This window comes from Massilia sp. TSP1-1-2 (assembly GCF_049896185.1).
Classification (GTDB): domain Bacteria; phylum Pseudomonadota; class Gammaproteobacteria; order Burkholderiales; family Burkholderiaceae_D; genus Telluria_A.
Genome location: NZ_JAFCTU010000007.1, coordinates 137078 through 152762 on the forward strand (window position 1 = coordinate 137078; position 15685 = coordinate 152762).

Genomic DNA, 15685 nt, shown 5'->3' on the forward strand with positions numbered 1-15685 from the left:
CGGAAAAGGGCTTCACCCGCATTGCGCCAAGCGCCGTCGAAACGCCCGATGCCGGCTCGGCTGCATGGCATTGGTGCCGCAGCCGGGTGGGCGGCGCTCTGGTAAATCGGCGGCTTCGGCTTTGAACCCGATTACGCCCAATTACGCCCGGCGCAAGCCGTTGAGAATATCCATCAGCCGCGCCGTATCCACTGGCTTGACCAGGTAATGGTCAAACCCGGCCGCCATGGCCTTGGCCCGGTCGCTCTCCTGCCCGTACCCGGTCACGGCAATGAGCACCATGTGCGAGGTGGCCGCGCCCGCCTTCAGCCGCCGCGCCAGTTCATTGCCATCCATATCGGGCAGACCGATATCAAGAATGCCGATATCGGGCCGGCGCGCGCTTGCCATCGCCAGCGCTTTGGTCGAGTCATGCTCCACCATCACTTCATAGCCTGACGCGTCAAGCAGCAGCGAGAGCATCATCGCCGCGTCCACATTGTCGTCCACGACCATGATCCTGAGCGTGCCTGCGCACTGCACCAGCGGCGCGAGCTCCCCGGCAGTACCATCCCTGCCCGCTTCTTCCAAAAGCGGCAGACTGACCGTAAAGCAGCTCCCCTTGCCCAGGCCTTCGCTGCTGCACACCACCGTGCCGCCGTGCAGCTCCACCATGCTCTTGACCAGGGCCAGCCCCAGACCCAGCCCGCCCTGCGAGCGGTCCGGCGTACGCTCGGCCTGCGCGAACAGGTCAAACACGCGCCCCTGCAGTTCGGGCGCGATCCCGATGCCGGTGTCTTCCACGCTGATCGCAATGCGCCCGCCTTCCAGGCGCGTGCGCAAGGTGACGACGCCGCCATCGGGCGTGTACTTGGCCGCGTTGTTGAGCAGGTTGCTCAGCACTTGCACCAGGCGCTTGTGCTCTCCCAGCACCACGCCGTCCTGCGCGGCCAGGTCGGTAATGAGCTGGTGGCGGCGCGCTTCAATCAGCGGCGTGACCTGTTCGACCGCGTTGGCGACAATGCGGCCGATGTCCTGGGGACTGCGGTCGATCGCCACCAGGCCGCGTGTGACGCGCGAGACGTCAAGCAAGTCATCGACCAGGCTGGTCATGTGGCGCACCTGGCGCGTGATGATGGCGCTGGTGCGTTTCAGCCGCGCTTCGTCGAGCTGGACCATGGCCATCAGTTCGGCGGCGGCGCTGATCGGCGCCAGCGGGTTGCGCAGTTCGTGCGCCAGCATCGCCAGAAATTCATCCTTGCGGTGGCTCGCTTCGATCACTTCCTCTTCGGCCAGCTTGCGCGCCGTGATGTCGAGCACCACGGCCAGCGCGCCTTCGGCCACGCCGGTGGCTGCGTTGCGGATCGGCGTGACGGCCATGCTGACCCAGACCGCGCTGCCGTCGGGCCGCTCGTAGCGGCGGTCGGCCTCGAACGCGTCCAGGCCGCCCTGCGCCAGGTCGAAGCCGTCGCCGGGCCGCCCCAGCAGCGCCTCGCGGGTGCGCCCGACGATCTCGCAATAGCGCTCGTTGACGCGGATCAGGCGCCCTGCCAGGTCGGCTTCGGCCACGCCGGCCGCGCTCTGCTCAAAGAACGACGCCACGTGGGCCTCGGTCTCGCGCAGCGCCGCGCGGCCGCGCTCCTTCTCAATTTCCACCAGCAGCGCGCTGACGCGCTCGTCGGCCTTGCGCCGGTGCCCCGCAAGCGCAATGGCGCCGTCCACACGCGCGCGCAGTTCGCGCGCGCTGAACGGTTTGACGATGTAGTCGTCGGCCCCCGCGGCCAAGCCTTCGAGCCGCGCTTCTTCGCCGGCGCGCGCTGAAATGAGCATCACCACCAGACCCGTGGTGGCCGCGTCGGCGCGCAATTGGCCGAGCAACTCGAAACCATCCATCCCCGGCATCATCAGGTCGGTCAGCACCAGGTCGGGTGCCGGGCTGCTCCGGATCGCGGCCAGCGCCGCCGCGCCATCGCCCACCGCATCGACCTGGTAGCCGGCGTCGACCAGGATGCGTTGGATATAGGCGCGCATGTCGGCGTTGTCGTCGGCCAGCACGATGCGCGGCGCGCCCGGCATGAAGATCGGCGCGACGCTCGCCGCGTCCGGACGCAGCGAGAGCATCGCTTCCTCGGCATATTCGCCGCCGCGCCAGGCACGCGCCGGCCAGGCCGACCTGGCGTGCACTTGGTCGGGCGGCAGGTGCGCGCAGCCGAACGGGATCGACAGTGTGAAAGTGGTGCCGGCGCCCTCGACGCTGTCGACAGCGATCGCGCCGCCATGCAAGTGCACCAGCTCCTTGACCAGCGACAGGCCGATGCCGGTGCCCTCCACCGAACGGCCCTTCTGGCTCTGCACGCGGTGAAAGCGCTCAAAGACGCTGCCCAGTTGCGCGGCCGGGATGCCCACGCCCGTGTCGGCCACCGTCAGCTGCACGGCGTCGCCATGGCAGCGCAGCGTGAGCGAAATACTGCCGGCCAGCGTGAACTTGAAAGCGTTCGAGAGCAGGTTGAGGATGATTTTTTCCCACATCTCGGTGTCGACATAGACCGCTTCCTGAAGCGGCGGCGCGGTGACGTTCAACGCGATGCCGGCATTGGTGCAGGCCGAGCGAAAGCCGCTGGCCAGGTCCGCCGTCAGCGCGGCCAGGTCGACGGAGACAAAGCGCGCCACGGCGCGCCCCGCCTCGATGCGCGCATAATCGAGCAGCGAATTGACCATTTTGAGCAGGCGCAGCGCGTTACGGTGCGCCATCTCCAGCCGGTCTTGCTGGGCCTGGGGAATGGCCGCATCGTGCGCGGCATCTTCCAGCGGGCCAAGCAGCAAGGTGAGCGGCGTGCGGAACTCGTGGCTGACGTTGGAAAAAAATTCGGTCTTGGCGCGGTCCATGGCGGTCAGCATGTCCAGGCGCAGGCGCGCTTCTTCGGCTGCGGCCACGCGCGCGAGCGCGGCGCCAAAGGCGGCGCCCAGCACCGCGTAAAAGTCGCGATAGGCGTCGATCAGCGGCAATCGCGCGCTGACCCCAGCTATGAGCAGCGCCACCGGCAGTTTGCCGTTGTCGCGCCAGGCCGGCATGAGGAAGGCACACTCGGGCGCCTCGTCGTAGGGACCGCATTGGACGGAGCCCAGACGCGCGCGCAAACCGTCCACGCACAAGGTCGGCGCGTCGCGTTCGAGGCGCGCCAGCGGCCATACGCCGCCGGCGTCCGCCGCGATGGCCGGTGCGCTGATCGCCGTGCCCTCGTCGACGCCGGCGCTGCCGAACAGCCGGTAGGCGCCGCGGTCCGCGTCCAGGCAGTACAGCAGCGCGAAAGGCAGGTCGAGCGCGTAACCGGCCAGCGTTTCGATGGCCAGGCGGCACACGTCGTGGGCAGTTTTCGCTTCGGCCAGGTGCGCCGTCAGGTCGCGCAAGGCGCGCGTGCGGCGCGCCGCCAGCGTGCTGGTGGTGGTCTCGGTCACGGGATGGAACACGCCGCCGATGCCGCCCGACTCGTCGCGCACGGGGCTCATGGAAAACGTGAAAAAGGTCTCTTCCAGGTAGCCGTTGCGAAACAGGAACATCCGCTCGTTTTCGCGGAAGGAGGTGCCGCCCTTGCGCGCCTGCTCGAACGCTTCGCCCACGCCGGTCCATGCGGAGGCCCAGCATTCGGTGTAATCCATGCCCAGCGCCCCGGGATGGCGCGCGCCGTACATGGCGCGGTAGCCGTCGTTGTAAATCTGGGTGTTGGCCGGCCCCCAGATGATATTGATGGGAAAGCTCGACGCCAGGCACAGGCTGACCATGGTGCGCAAGCTTTGCGGCCACGTTTGCACGGGACCGAGGGGCGTGCCGGACCAGTCCAGGGAACGGATCAAGGCGGCCATCTCGCCGCTGCCATTCAAAAAGCTGGTATCGCTGGCCAAGAGACTATCCATATTCCTCTCAATCGACGGCATTGTCGTTGATGAAATCATAGAACAAATCGGACGGAAGGGACGTTCCGATAGGAAACCCGACAGTTTATTCCAGGTCCAGCAGCGAAGCCACCGATTGCTCGACTTGCTCCACCAGTTCGGGGTCCATGTATTTGTAGTCGTCGGGGATGTCGAGCACGTGGATTACGCGCCCTTCCAGCAAGCGGGAAAATTCGGCTTTCAGGCGCGACTTGTGCTTTTCTTCCATGACCTGATGACGGTGGACCAGCTGATATCGTCGGCGGACACCTGGCGCCGCGCGTTGGGGCTGGTGCCGGCGGAGCGCACGGACAATAGGGGATGCTTGCGCCAGACTTGCTCGGCGGTGGGACTGCGCCACTGGTTGCGGCTGCAGATGAAAAGGACGTGGTGTTTGTCGGGTTGGGGCATGAACTCACTGATAGAAGTCATGAGCGAGAAGTCATGAGCGAGAAGTCATGAGCGAGGAGTCATGAGCGAGAAGCCATGAGCGGCTCATGGAAGATTGCATCCGCCCTACGGATAGAAGTCGCTAGCGGAGCGTGGCCGAATGCATCCGCCCTACGGACCGCTGCTCGCACGGCTTGCGTAGGGCGGATACGATCCGCCATCGCGTCAAATTACTCAGGCTTTACCGGGCCTTTGCGGTGCTCTTTCTTCTTGGTCGCGTCGTATGGCTTTTTGGGTCCGAGCTTTTTCTCTTCAAAACGGCGGTCGCCCGCTTTCTTGACGAACGGCGTGCCCGCTTTTTTCGGCGGCGGCGTTTCACCATCACGCGTGATGTTCAGCTGCTGGCCCGCAACCCACACCGTCTTGAGGTGATCGATCAAGTCAGGCGGCATGTCCGACGGCAGATCAAGCGTGCTGTAGTCATCGTAGATCTCGATGCGCCCGATGTACCTGGACTCGATGCCCGCTTCATTGGCAATCGCGCCGACGATATTGCCCGGCTTGACACCGTGCGCGTGGCCCACTTCAATGCGGAACGTGCCCATGCCCTCTTCCTGCGGCTTCATGGTGCGCTCGCGCGGCTTGAAGGCCGGTGCTTCGCCGCCACGGTCCGGACGCTCGCTGCGTTCGCCGCGCTCGCTAGGGACAAACGCGCGCGGCGGCGAATCGGAACGCGGTGCGCGCGCGCCCGGCGCTTCGGTGGCGGCCCACGATGGCGCCGACTTGGCGTCGCGGTTCGGTTTTTCTAGCAGCAGCGGCACGTCGCCGCGCGCCAGCTTGGCCAGCGCCGCGGCAATTTCGATCGCGGGCACGTTCTGCTCGCGCTCGTATTCTTCGATCAGCGAACGGAACACGTCCAGGCCGCCGGCGGCGATCACTTCCGTGATCTGGTCCTTGAATTTGGCAATGCGCACGTCGTTGACCGCTTTGACCGTAGGCAACGTCAATGGCGCCACCGGCTGGCGCGTGGCGCGTTCGATGGCCTTCAACAGACTTTGCTCGCGCGGAGTAATGAACAGGATCGCGTCGCCGCTGCGGCCCGCGCGGCCGGTGCGGCCGATGCGGTGGGTGTAGCTTTCAGGGTCGGACGGCACGTCGTAGTTGATCACGTGGCTGATGCGCTCGACGTCCAGGCCGCGCGCGGCCACGTCGGTGGCAACCAGAATGTCGATCTTGCCGTTCTTGAGCTGCTCGATGGTGCGCTCGCGCTGCGTCTGCTGCATGTCGCCATTGATGGCGGTGGCGGCAAAGCCGCGCGCCTGCAGCTTGGTGGCCAGTTCTTCGGTACCGAGCTTGGTGCGGGCAAAGATGATCATGCCGTCGAACGGTTCCGCTTCCAGAATGCGGGTCAGCGCTTCGAGCTTTTGCATGCCGCTCACCATCCAGTAGCGCTGGCGGATATTGTCGGCGGTGCCGGTCTTGGCGGCCACGGTCACTTCGGCCGGGTCGCGCAGGTAGGTTTTGGCGATGCGCTTGATGGCCGAGGGCATGGTGGCCGAGAACAGCGCGGTCTGGCGCGATTCGGGCGTCTTTTGCAAGATCTGTTCGACGTCGTCGATAAAGCCCATGCGCAGCATCTCGTCGGCTTCGTCGAGCACCAGCGTTTTCAGCTTGGACAGGTCGAGCGAGCCTTTTTCAAGGTGGTCGATGACGCGGCCAGGGGTACCGACAATGACGTGCACGCCGCGGCGCAAGGCCGACAGCTGCGGGCCGTAACTCTGGCCGCCGTAGATCGGCAGCACGTGGAAGTCTTTGATGTGGGTGGCGTACTTCTGGAACGCTTCGGCCACCTGGATCGCCAGTTCGCGCGTGGGCGCGAGCACCAGCGCCTGCGGCGTTTGCTGCTTGATGTCGATGCGCGACAGGATAGGCAGCGCAAAGGCGGCAGTCTTGCCGGTACCGGTCTGGGCCTGTCCCAACACGTCGCGATTGGCCAGCAGCAGCGGGATGGTGGCTGCCTGGATCGGCGAAGGGGTTTCGTAACCGACCTCCTTCATTACCTTCAGCACCTGGGCGGAAAGATTGAGTTCGGAAAACAGCAGTACAGGGGATTCAGACATAGGACACTCGCAATTAGACTTGCCATCCCGACGGGAAAGCACCCTGTAGTTTACCCTGTTGGCGATTTTTATGTGCCAAAACCACGATTTCCGTATCAAATTGCTGGGGGAATGCTGCTAGTATTTCATGCGCGTGGGGTCGCTGCCCCCCTTTCCTGTCACCTGCTGTCACTGATTTTGCACGCCACACGCGGCAAAATAAACTATTTTGTCATGGTAGGATGCGCGCTTTCATGATGCTATTGCTACCCATGCCTGAATCAGTCAAAGCCAAGCTTGCCGTCTCGGCCATCACGTATCCGCTGCCAGCGAAACGCTACTGGATGCTGTTTCAATCGTGGACGCAGCTGCAATCGTATCTGCTTATCGTACTGGCTTGCACGCTGGCCATTCATGGCCTGGCAATCGCTTCCGGCGCGCGCGTCATGCCGCTGGGCGCCTTGCTCGCCGGATTGGCGGTGGGCGCGCTGATCTCGGTGCTGATGGTGATGAAGGCGCGCTTTAGCGTGTCGCCGGCGTCGGAAGCGGCGGTGCGGCGCGTGGTCACCGAAGTGGAGTGCGCGCGCTATATCGAAGTGGGCGCGCGCGGGAACGCCATCGTGTATCGCCAGAACTTGCCGCGCCTGCTGCGCTGGGATGAGGGCAATATCCACGTGGCGCGCGATGGCGATACGCTGGTGCTGACGGGCCCGGTCGCCAATTTGCGGCGCATTCGCGCCCGCCTTTGCGCCTCATAAAAATCACTTCCGAGCGCGATGGACAAGCGCGTGCCGGCGGCGTTGTAGGCGCGAGACTGTGTTGCGCGCGCCGCGCCTACCGAGATTGAATAGTTAACGCTGAAATGTTATATTGCCAAAGGGCAAAGCAGCTTGCCTTCGCTGGCAGCTCGGCCAGTCTTTCGAACTATTGTTGACGGACGGCAGTCCAGGATGGAGCGATAATTGACTATCAAGCTAATAAACGACATCGTCATCGTCGGTGGCGGTACCGCAGGCTGGATGACAGCTGCCGCGCTATCGCATTTGATGCCCGAAGACTACCGCATCCGCCTGATCGAATCGAACGAAATCTCCACCATCGGCGTAGGCGAGGCGACCATCCCCCTGATCCGTGGTTTTAACGATTTGCTGGGGATAGACGAAAACGAATTCATCCGCGCCACCCAGGGTTCCTTCAAGCTTGGCATCGAGTTTGTCAATTGGGGCAGGCAGGGCGACTCCTATATCCACGGCTTTGGCAGCATCGGACGCGACCAGATGCTGGCCAAGTTCTATCAATACTGGCTCAAGCTGTACCAGCTTGGTGAAGCACCCGAGCTCGAACATTTTTCGCTCAATACCGTGGCGCCGCGCATGGGCAAGTTCATGCGCGGCACGTATGACTGCAGCGACTCTCCCCTTGCAGACATTGCTTACGCCTACCATTTCGATGCCGGCCTGTACGCCAAATTCTTGCGCCAGCGCGCCGAGGCCGCGCAGGTCACGCGCACCGAAGGCAAGATCGTCGGGACCGTGCTGCGCGAGGGCGACGGCTTTATTCAAGCGCTGATCATGGAAAACGGTGAACGCATTGCCGGCGACCTGTTCATCGACTGTTCCGGCATGGCCGGTCTCTTGATTGAAAAGGCGCTGCATACCGGCTTCGAGGACTGGAGCGGCTGGCTGCCGTGCGACCGCGCCGTTGCCGTTCCCTGCGAATCGCATGGCGCCTTGCTGCCGTACACCCGATCGACCGCGCGTGCGGCCGGGTGGCAATGGCGCATCCCGCTGCAACACCGGGTCGGCAATGGACACGTCTACAGCAGCAAGTTCATGAGCGCGGACGAAGCCGAGTCTACGTTGATGAACAACCTTGACGGCGCCCCACTGGCGTCGCCGCGCCATCTCAAGTTCACCACCGGCAAACGCAAAAAAGCGTGGAACAAGAACTGCGTGGCGATTGGTTTGTCGGGCGGCTTCATGGAGCCGCTCGAATCAACCAGCATCCACATGGTGCAAACGGCGATTACCCGCTTGATGATGATGTTTCCGCATGCGCGCTTCGATACGGCCGACATCGACGCCTACAATGCGCAGAGCGATCGCGAATACACCACCATTCGCGACTTCCTGATCCTGCACTACAAGGCCAATGAGCGCACCGGTTCGCCGTTCTGGGATTACTGCCGGGAAATGGAGATCCCCGCTACCTTGCAGGCAAAGATGGATCTGTATCGCAGCAACGGGCGCATTGTGCGCGACAGCGATGATTTGTTCGCCGAGACCAGCTGGCTGCAGGTGATGCACGGGCAAGGCATGCGGGCCCAGGGCTACAACCCGCTGGTGGACCAGCGCAGCAAGGCCCAGATCGCCAGCTTCCTGAGCGATGTACAGCAGGTGATCCGCAACTGCGCGCAAGCCATGCCAAGCCACGAAGAATTCATCGCCGCCAATTGCAAGGCCGCGCCTCCGGGCTAACACCGCCGCGCCAGATTACTTGGCCGCGCGCAGGTTGCGATCCAAAAATTTCTCGACGCGGGTCCAGAAGTCGACCTGGTTTTCCGGCTTGTGCCAGCCATGCCCTTCTTGCGGGTACACGACCCACTCGACATTGCTGTTGCGCGCCCTGACCGCGTCGCGTAGTTTTTCACCGTGCACGATGGGCACGCGCACGTCGAAGCCGCCATAGGCGAGCAATAGCGGCTGGGTGATGCGGGCAGCCTGGCCACCGGCGAGGTTGCCTTGAACTGGGCCGCATCCTTGACCCGGTCGCCCACCAGCGCTGGCATGCCGTAGCGCTTGTAGTCATCGGACAGATCGCTCCAGCCCACGCCATACATCAGATCGATGTCGGTCACGCCCACCCAGTTGACGCCGCAGCGGAACAAGTCCGGGGCGTGTACCAGACCCATCATGGTCGCGTAACCGCCATAGCTGGCGCCCATGATGCAAATACGCTTAGGGTCGGCAATGCCTTCGGCAATCGCCCAGCGCACGCCGTCGGCCAGGTCGTTTTGCATTGCCAGGCCCCATTGCTTGAAGCCGGCTTCAAGATGACGGCGCCCGAAACCCCGGTTGCCGCGAAATTCCGGCTGCAGCACTGCGTAGCCACGCGAGGCAAGGAACCGCACTTCGCTATCCCAGCCCCAGGTTGCGCCGCGTACCCACGGCCCGCCATGCACAAACACCAACAAGGGCAGGTTTTTCTTGACCCCGCCAGGCGGCAGCGTCAGATAGGCGGGAATCGGCAAGCCGTCGCACGCCTTGTAGTGCACCATGTCCATCACCCCGAGCTGCTGCGGATCGAAGGCCGGCCGTGAAGCGCCAATGATGGTCAATTAGCCGGTTTTGGTGTCATACAGTGCATAGCGCAGCGGCTGGACGTCGGAAAACGATTCCACCAGCACGAAATTGGTGGCGGCATGGGCCGGCACCGAGATGCAGTTGGCGGGTGGCAGGCAGCAGCGTGTCGACGCTGGCTTGAACTGCTTGCATGGCTGGATCGAGCCATGCCGTGACCTCGGCATCGATGTGGTAGCGCATGCCGAGCAACTTGTCATTGGTGGCGATGAACTGGGGATCGATGTCATACTCGGCCGAAGCGAGCACCGGCTTGGCGCCCAGCTTTCCCGTGGCCGGATCGAAGGTGAAGACCGCCCGTTTGTCGCCTTGGACAGCGCTGACGTACAGGCGAGCGGCATTGTCAATAAACAAGGGGTGAATCGCGTTGTGATCGAAGCGGGGGAACTGGGCAAGCTTTTTCCAATCGCCGTCCGGCTTACGGTAATGCATGGTTCGCGTGGCGCCCTCGACGGACATGGCAACGCGCAGCTTGCCGTGCAGGTCGCGCAGCCAGTAGTCCGAATGCAAGGGTGTGTCCAGATTGCGCAAGCGGCCAGTGACGGTATTCAGACTGCCCAATTCGATATAGTCGACCTGTTTTTCGTCCATCGCCTGTGGACTTGCCACCAGCACCTCGTCACCGCGTTGGCCCCCGATAGCGTGGACCAGAAAGGTATTAATAGGTTGCAACTTGTCGAATGTGGCGCCACTGGAAGCGAAATAACGGGTGCGCTCGACCAGGGCGCGCAAGCTGCCGCCGTCGCGGTTGACGGCAACCAGGCCGGGGCCGGGCCCGGTGTCGGTGCGGTTCGGTCCGGTCAATTCAACCTTCAGGGTAAACACCAGGCGCTGGTCATTGACCCATGCGATCCGGTCAACGTCGTCATTGGCATAGGATGCCACTACCGTGGGCTTGAAGCTCAGCAGGTCGAGCACGACCAGGCGCAACCTGCCGTCGGGACCAGGCTGGCGAAATGCCAGCGCTCGTCCGTCGGGTGACAACACGGCGCCGGACAGCTGCGGTGCCTAGAAAAATTGCGTGGCCGGTGGCAGCGCAGCGGCGCTTGCCGCCACCGCCAGGTTTGCCAAAGCCAACGCCAACGCGATCATGGCTGCGCGGGCTGGAAAGGCGAGGCGCGATACTGAAAAATGCATGGGCAATTCCTGGTAAAAGTCTAGCGCGGCGCGGCGCAAAATTGGGCAACATACTCGGCATGCGACGGCATCACGTCGACGCAGGCGGCAATCACGGCGCTGACATTGTCGAGATACTCGGCAGTTTCGTTTTCCCCAATCAGATCGACCAGGGGGTTGTAGCCTTCGGGCGCAAGATTCTGTCCGTAAAGCACCTGCAGCCAGCCGACTTCGGCAAACAGTTCATTATCAAGGCGCACCACGCGCCCGCGCGCGCGGAACAAGGCCATCTTGCGCTCCAATGTCTCCGGGATGGGCATGGCGGCGCAGGCTTGCCAGAACGGCGCGTCGTCTCGCTGGTTGAGCTTGTAGTGCAAGATGATGAAATCCCGGATGCGCTCGTATTCGAAACGGCTCTGGCGGTTGTACTCGTCAATGTCAGTCTGGTTGAAGCCCTGGTCGGGAAAGAAATTGATCAGTCGTCCGATCGCAGCTTGCACCAGGTGGATACTGGTTGACTCGAGCGGCTCCAGGAAACCACTGGCCAGCCCGATGGCAACCACATTGCGGTTCCAGCCCAGCTTGCGCATGCCGGTCTTGAAGCGGATGATGCGCGGCTCACCCAGCGGCTTGCCGTCCAGATTGGCCAGCAAGGTGGCGCGCGCCTCATCATCGCTGATGAAACGGCTGCAATACACGTAGCCGTTACCGATCCGGTGCTGCAGCGGGATCCGCCATTGCCAGCCGGCCGTGTGCGCAGTGCAGCGGGTGTAGGGCAGCAGCTCAGCGGCCGATTCGCACGGCACTGCCACCGCCGTGTCGCACGGCAAATAGGCGCTCCAGTCTTCATAGCCGGTCTCAAGCGCGCCTTCGATCAGCAAGCCGCGAAAACCGGAGCAGTCGATGAACAGATCGCCCTCGATCCGCTGGCCGCTTTCCAGCACGACCGCGTCGACATGGCCGTCGCCTTCGCGCTGCGACACGTGCACGATCTTGCCTTCGATGCGCGTCACGCCGCGTTGTTCGCACACGCCACGCAGGTAGCGCGCATACAGGCTGGCGTCGAAATGGTAGGCGTAAGCGATGTCATTGAGCGGCGAATTCGGTGCGTCGTGGCGCGGCGGCATGAATTTGTTCTGCCTGCAAGCTTGGCGCGTGATGGAATACGCATCCAGATCCTTGGCCTTGCCCAGGCGCCGCATTTTTTGCCAGTACTGGTCAAAAGGCACGGTGGCCAGGTCTTGGCCCAGGGTGCCAAAGCCGTGCAGGTAACGGTCGCCCAGCTTGCCGAAGTTGACGAATTCAATGCCCAGCTTGAAGGTGCCCTGGGTGGCGCGCAGGAAGTGCGCTTCGTCGATGCCCACGACCTGGTTGAAGCGCTTGATCATTGGAATGGTCGCTTCCCCCACCCCGACAATGCCGATCTCGTCGGACTCGACGACCCGCACCGTGTAGCGATCCTTGAGCACGGCCGACAGTGCCGCGGCGCTCATCCAGCCGGCAGTGCCGCCGCCGACGATGACGATGTTTTTGATGACGCAAGTTGGCATGGTGATGTCCTGGCTGGAATCCAAGGTTGATAGGTAAAACGCGCAGGTGGTACGTAAAACAACCCCGGGCGCCTGAGCGGCCGGGGTTGTCAATCACGCCGAGGTCAAGACCTCCGCATGCGGCTTAGAACTTGTAGCTCGCGCCGAACTGGTAAGTGCGGCCGTAGGTCGTCTTGTATGATGGCGCATTGCGGTCCACGCCATTATATTCCTGGTACGGCGTGTTATTCCAGTTGTTAGCCGTTGCAAATACGCTGACACCTTTCAACGGACCGGCCTGGACTTCGTACGACGCTTGCAGGTCGATGACCGTTTCCCCCTTGACGAACGTCAGCTGGCTGTTGTCTTGGTAGTCGCTGATCGCGCCGAGGAAGTCGGAACGCTTGCGTGCTGCCCAGGCAAACTGGAAGCCGGCTTTTTCGTAGTACAGGCGCAGGTTGCTGACGCGCTTGGACAAGCCTGGCAGCGGGATGCGGATTGGACTGACGTTTATGGTGGCAAAACCGACTGCCGGCAGATCGATACCGCTCGTGGTATCCGAATGGTTCAGCGAAGCGCCAAAGCCGTCCAGGTAAGGCGTAAACAACGAGAACGGCACGTTCACTGCTACTTCAACACCGCGGATATTGCCACCATCACCGTTGGTTGGGGTGGTCAACACGCCCACCGTCGAACCCTTGAACGGGCCGCTCTGCGGCAAAGGCGTATTCGCGCTCACCTGGCTGCCGAAGTCGAAGGCGCGTGGCGAGCGCAGGATGTAAGTATCGAGCTTTTTGTAGAACACGGCTGCGCTGATATAACCCTTCTTGCCGAAATACTTTTCGTACGACACGTCCAGTGCCTTGGCACGGAACGGCTCAAGCTTGGCGTTACCGCCGCTACCGGAGAGAATCGGCATCTTGTTGTCGGTGGTGTCAACACCAAACGACGAACTTGCGCGCATATCGTCCAGATTGGCACGGGCCAGCACCTTGGCCGCTGCGACACGGATGACCTGGTCGCGGCCGAGATCGAAGGTCACGTTTGCACTAGGCAGGAAATCAGTATAGCTGGTGCCATTATGAATTTTGCTCGATGGGCAGGTTGCCTCGGTGATGCCTTTACAGGTTGCCAGGTCAACCTTGTTGCCAACGGTCGATTGCGTGGTGCGCACAACTTGCAAGCCGACATTACCTTTGTACGGCAGGCTGCCAAGCTTGCCGTCCATGTCAGCCATGGCGTACATCGTGTTCACTTTTTCGGAAACCGACCAATCCTTGGCCAGGGTCGTTGCATCAACCCAGCGTGCCAATTCGTAGATCGAGCCAACAGTGCCGGTTGGGTCGAACGAGACGATTGGAATGCCCGTGGTGCCGGCGGTGGCGATCGCCGTGCCAGGCACGGTCGCGGTGGCGTAGCCGCCACCGGCGCCGATGACCGCCAGGCGGCCTTCGGCACCGACACGCTCTTTGTCGCGCTTGGTCGAGTTAAAGCCCACGCTCACCGCGTTGACGACACCCCATTCGATTTCCTTGCGGCCCGTCAGACGCAGGCTGAGAATCTTGTCGTCGACAGTCGGATACGCCACGTAACCGGCCTGTGGCGACTGCGGACCACCGCCCCAGCCAGTGGTATCGGTCAGGAACGTGGTAGCGCGGTTAGAGAAATCGTGGCTGGTCGACAGTTTCATGGCCGACAAGTCGGAACCATTGAAGCCCGTCCAGGAGATCGAGCTGACCTGACCTGCAGGCGTGTTGCCGGCTTGACCTGCCAGGGTTTCGAAACGCTGGGCCTTCTTGGTCGCTTTCGAGCTTGACAGGTCGGAACCGAGCTTCCAGCCGCCGGCGTCGAGCGAACTGTTCCAGCCGATCGAGGTCAGCTTGTCGTCCGCGCTTTCCATGTGGTTGCGCACGTCACCCTTGTACCCGGTGAACGTACCCGAGGTTGCTACGCCGTTGGCGATAGTGGCATTGGTCAACATGCCCTGTGGATCGTAACCGCCCCAAGAACCGCTGATCGAACCTTCCAGACCGGTCTTTTTCAGCGCGCTCGAGCCTTCCGAGTGAACGACATCCAAGGTGGTCTTGAAATCACGGTTTGGACGGTATTGCAAAGCCAGCGAAGCGGCCTTGCGGTCATAGGTCGACGTTTCGGTATCGGCCTTGAAGCCGCTAGGGGTGGTCACTGACTGACCGTTGTAGTCGCTCTTGCCGGTGCCGCCGCCTTCAAACTTTTGTTGGCCACCACCGACGCTCTTGTAGGTAGTCAAGCCAACTGCCACACCAATGGTCCGATTGGCGAACTGGTCGATGTAGCTGAAGGAATAACGGTGGCCGCTGCCTTCAGGCGACGGGGTGTTGATGCCGGTGCGCTCTTTGCGAGCACTGACGGCAACCACGCGCTTGCCAAAGTCCAGCGGCTGCACGGTGCGCAGGTCGATGGTGGCGGCCAGGCCCTGGCCGATCACGCTTGCATCGGGGGTTTTGTAAATCACGGCGCTGCCAATCAGTTCGGCGGGGAACAGATCGAATTCGGGGCTACGGGAGTTGCCCGTCGAAGCCTGCTCGCGGCCATTGACCAGGGTGCCGTTAAAGCTTGGCGCCAGACCGCGCACGCTGATCTCGGACGGCTTGCCGGTGCCGCGGCTACGCTGGGTGGTCACGCCTGGCAAACGGGCGATCGACTCGGCGACGCTTGAATCAGGCAGTTTGCCGATGTCTTCCGCAGAAATCGCTTCGACGATCGAGCTGGAATTTTTCTTGATCGAGATAGCCGCTTCAATACCGCGGCGAATACCGGAGACAACCACGGTCTGGGTTCCTGGTGCTTCGTCCGTTTTGGCGACCGTCTTGGTGGTGTCCGCCGGTACCGGCACGACGTCGGCTTGCTGGGCGAAGGCGCTGGTCGTCATGGCGCTCAACAGGATTGCGCAGCCTGCCGCAACTGGTTTGAGCTGGTAGTAACCGCTGCGGCGTTTGTTCAAAATGTTCATGTGTCCCCTCATTTCATCAGTACTTCACAATTCCCAGTAACCAGCCTACAGCGACTTTCCGGGATCCTTTAGCCGTGCGTTCTAAGACGCCCTGATAGGAATTTTGTACTAAAACTAGATGCACTGTCAACGACAGTTGCATCAGACTACGCAAATCGGAAAATTTGACGCAAACTTACCAATCTGAAGGGCTACGTCGTTGTATTTCGGCCACATCAAGCTCAGGCCAATGCTGTAGTACGACTACATTATCTCTGTAACTAATCAAAAAGATGTTGAATTTGCACCGCG

Annotated in this window: 10 protein-coding genes; 2 read left to right on the top strand and 8 right to left on the bottom strand. The window is 62.2% G+C overall.

Features of this window, described 5'->3' with window-relative positions; translation table 11 throughout:
- Nucleotides 1–141: 141 nt before the first annotated feature.
- From ACP7BV_RS08445 to ACP7BV_RS08455, 3 genes are all read right to left on the bottom strand, one after another.
- On the bottom strand, nt 142–3891 hold the full coding sequence (locus ACP7BV_RS08445) for an ATP-binding protein (RefSeq protein WP_426103360.1): 3750 nt from the start codon (nt 3889–3891) through the stop codon (nt 142–144).
- 85 nt (nt 3892–3976) lie between these two features.
- Nucleotides 3977–4138, bottom strand: coding sequence for a hypothetical protein (locus tag ACP7BV_RS08450; RefSeq protein ID WP_426103361.1), 162 nt, complete (start codon nt 4136–4138; stop codon nt 3977–3979).
- 391 nt (nt 4139–4529) lie between these two features.
- On the bottom strand, nt 4530–6419 hold the full coding sequence (locus ACP7BV_RS08455) for a DEAD/DEAH box helicase (RefSeq protein WP_426103362.1): 1890 nt from the start codon (nt 6417–6419) through the stop codon (nt 4530–4532).
- A 251-nt stretch (nt 6420–6670) separates the two neighbouring features.
- On the opposite strand from ACP7BV_RS08455, the gene ACP7BV_RS08460 reads away from it, so the two are divergent.
- Together ACP7BV_RS08460 and ACP7BV_RS08465 are read left to right on the top strand one after the other, a co-directional pair.
- Complete coding sequence (locus ACP7BV_RS08460; protein ID WP_426103363.1) at nt 6671–7156, top strand: hypothetical protein; 486 nt, start codon at nt 6671–6673, stop codon at nt 7154–7156.
- Between the two features lie 204 nt (nt 7157–7360).
- On the top strand, nt 7361–8875 hold the full coding sequence (locus ACP7BV_RS08465) for a tryptophan halogenase family protein (protein ID WP_426103364.1): 1515 nt from the start codon (nt 7361–7363) through the stop codon (nt 8873–8875).
- Here ACP7BV_RS08465 and ACP7BV_RS08470 read toward each other — a convergent pair.
- The 5 genes from ACP7BV_RS08470 to ACP7BV_RS08490 all read right to left on the bottom strand — a co-directional run bounded on the left by ACP7BV_RS08470 (nt 8872) and on the right by ACP7BV_RS08490 (nt 15394).
- Entirely contained in the window at nt 8872–9735 is an 864-nt protein-coding gene (locus ACP7BV_RS08470; protein WP_426103365.1) for an alpha/beta hydrolase family protein, read from the bottom strand. The two genes, ACP7BV_RS08465 and ACP7BV_RS08470, sit on opposite strands and share 4 nt — an antisense overlap.
- A 16-nt stretch (nt 9736–9751) precedes the next feature.
- On the bottom strand, nt 9752–10744 hold the full coding sequence (locus ACP7BV_RS08475) for a hypothetical protein (protein WP_426103366.1): 993 nt from the start codon (nt 10742–10744) through the stop codon (nt 9752–9754).
- A gap of 21 nt (nt 10745–10765) precedes the next feature.
- A complete protein-coding gene (locus ACP7BV_RS08480; RefSeq protein WP_426103367.1) occupies nt 10766–10894 on the bottom strand; it encodes a hypothetical protein in 129 nt (42 codons plus the stop codon).
- 20 nt (nt 10895–10914) lie between these two features.
- Nucleotides 10915–12423 (bottom strand): tryptophan halogenase family protein, encoded by a 1509-nt coding sequence (locus ACP7BV_RS08485; protein ID WP_426103368.1) that lies wholly within the window; start codon nt 12421–12423, stop codon nt 10915–10917.
- 124 nt (nt 12424–12547) lie between these two features.
- Nucleotides 12548–15394: a TonB-dependent receptor gene (locus tag ACP7BV_RS08490; RefSeq protein ID WP_426103369.1), complete on the bottom strand. Its 2847-nt coding sequence runs from the start codon at nt 15392–15394 to the stop codon at nt 12548–12550.
- Between the last annotated feature and the right edge of the window lie 291 nt (nt 15395–15685).

Coding starts and splice junctions, on each gene's coding strand:
- ACP7BV_RS08460 (WP_426103363.1), top strand. CDS start 6,671: ATGCCTGAATCAGTCAAAGCCAAGCTTGCCGTCTCGGCCATCACGTAT.
- ACP7BV_RS08450 (WP_426103361.1), bottom strand. CDS start 4,138: ATGGAAGAAAAGCACAAGTCGCGCCTGAAAGCCGAATTTTCCCGCTTG.
- ACP7BV_RS08480 (WP_426103367.1), bottom strand. CDS start 10,894: ATGCATTTTTCAGTATCGCGCCTCGCCTTTCCAGCCCGCGCAGCCATG.
- ACP7BV_RS08485 (WP_426103368.1), bottom strand. CDS start 12,423: ATGCCAACTTGCGTCATCAAAAACATCGTCATCGTCGGCGGCGGCACT.
- ACP7BV_RS08445 (WP_426103360.1), bottom strand. CDS start 3,891: ATGGATAGTCTCTTGGCCAGCGATACCAGCTTTTTGAATGGCAGCGGC.
- ACP7BV_RS08455 (WP_426103362.1), bottom strand. CDS start 6,419: ATGTCTGAATCCCCTGTACTGCTGTTTTCCGAACTCAATCTTTCCGCC.
- ACP7BV_RS08490 (WP_426103369.1), bottom strand. CDS start 15,394: ATGAACATTTTGAACAAACGCCGCAGCGGTTACTACCAGCTCAAACCA.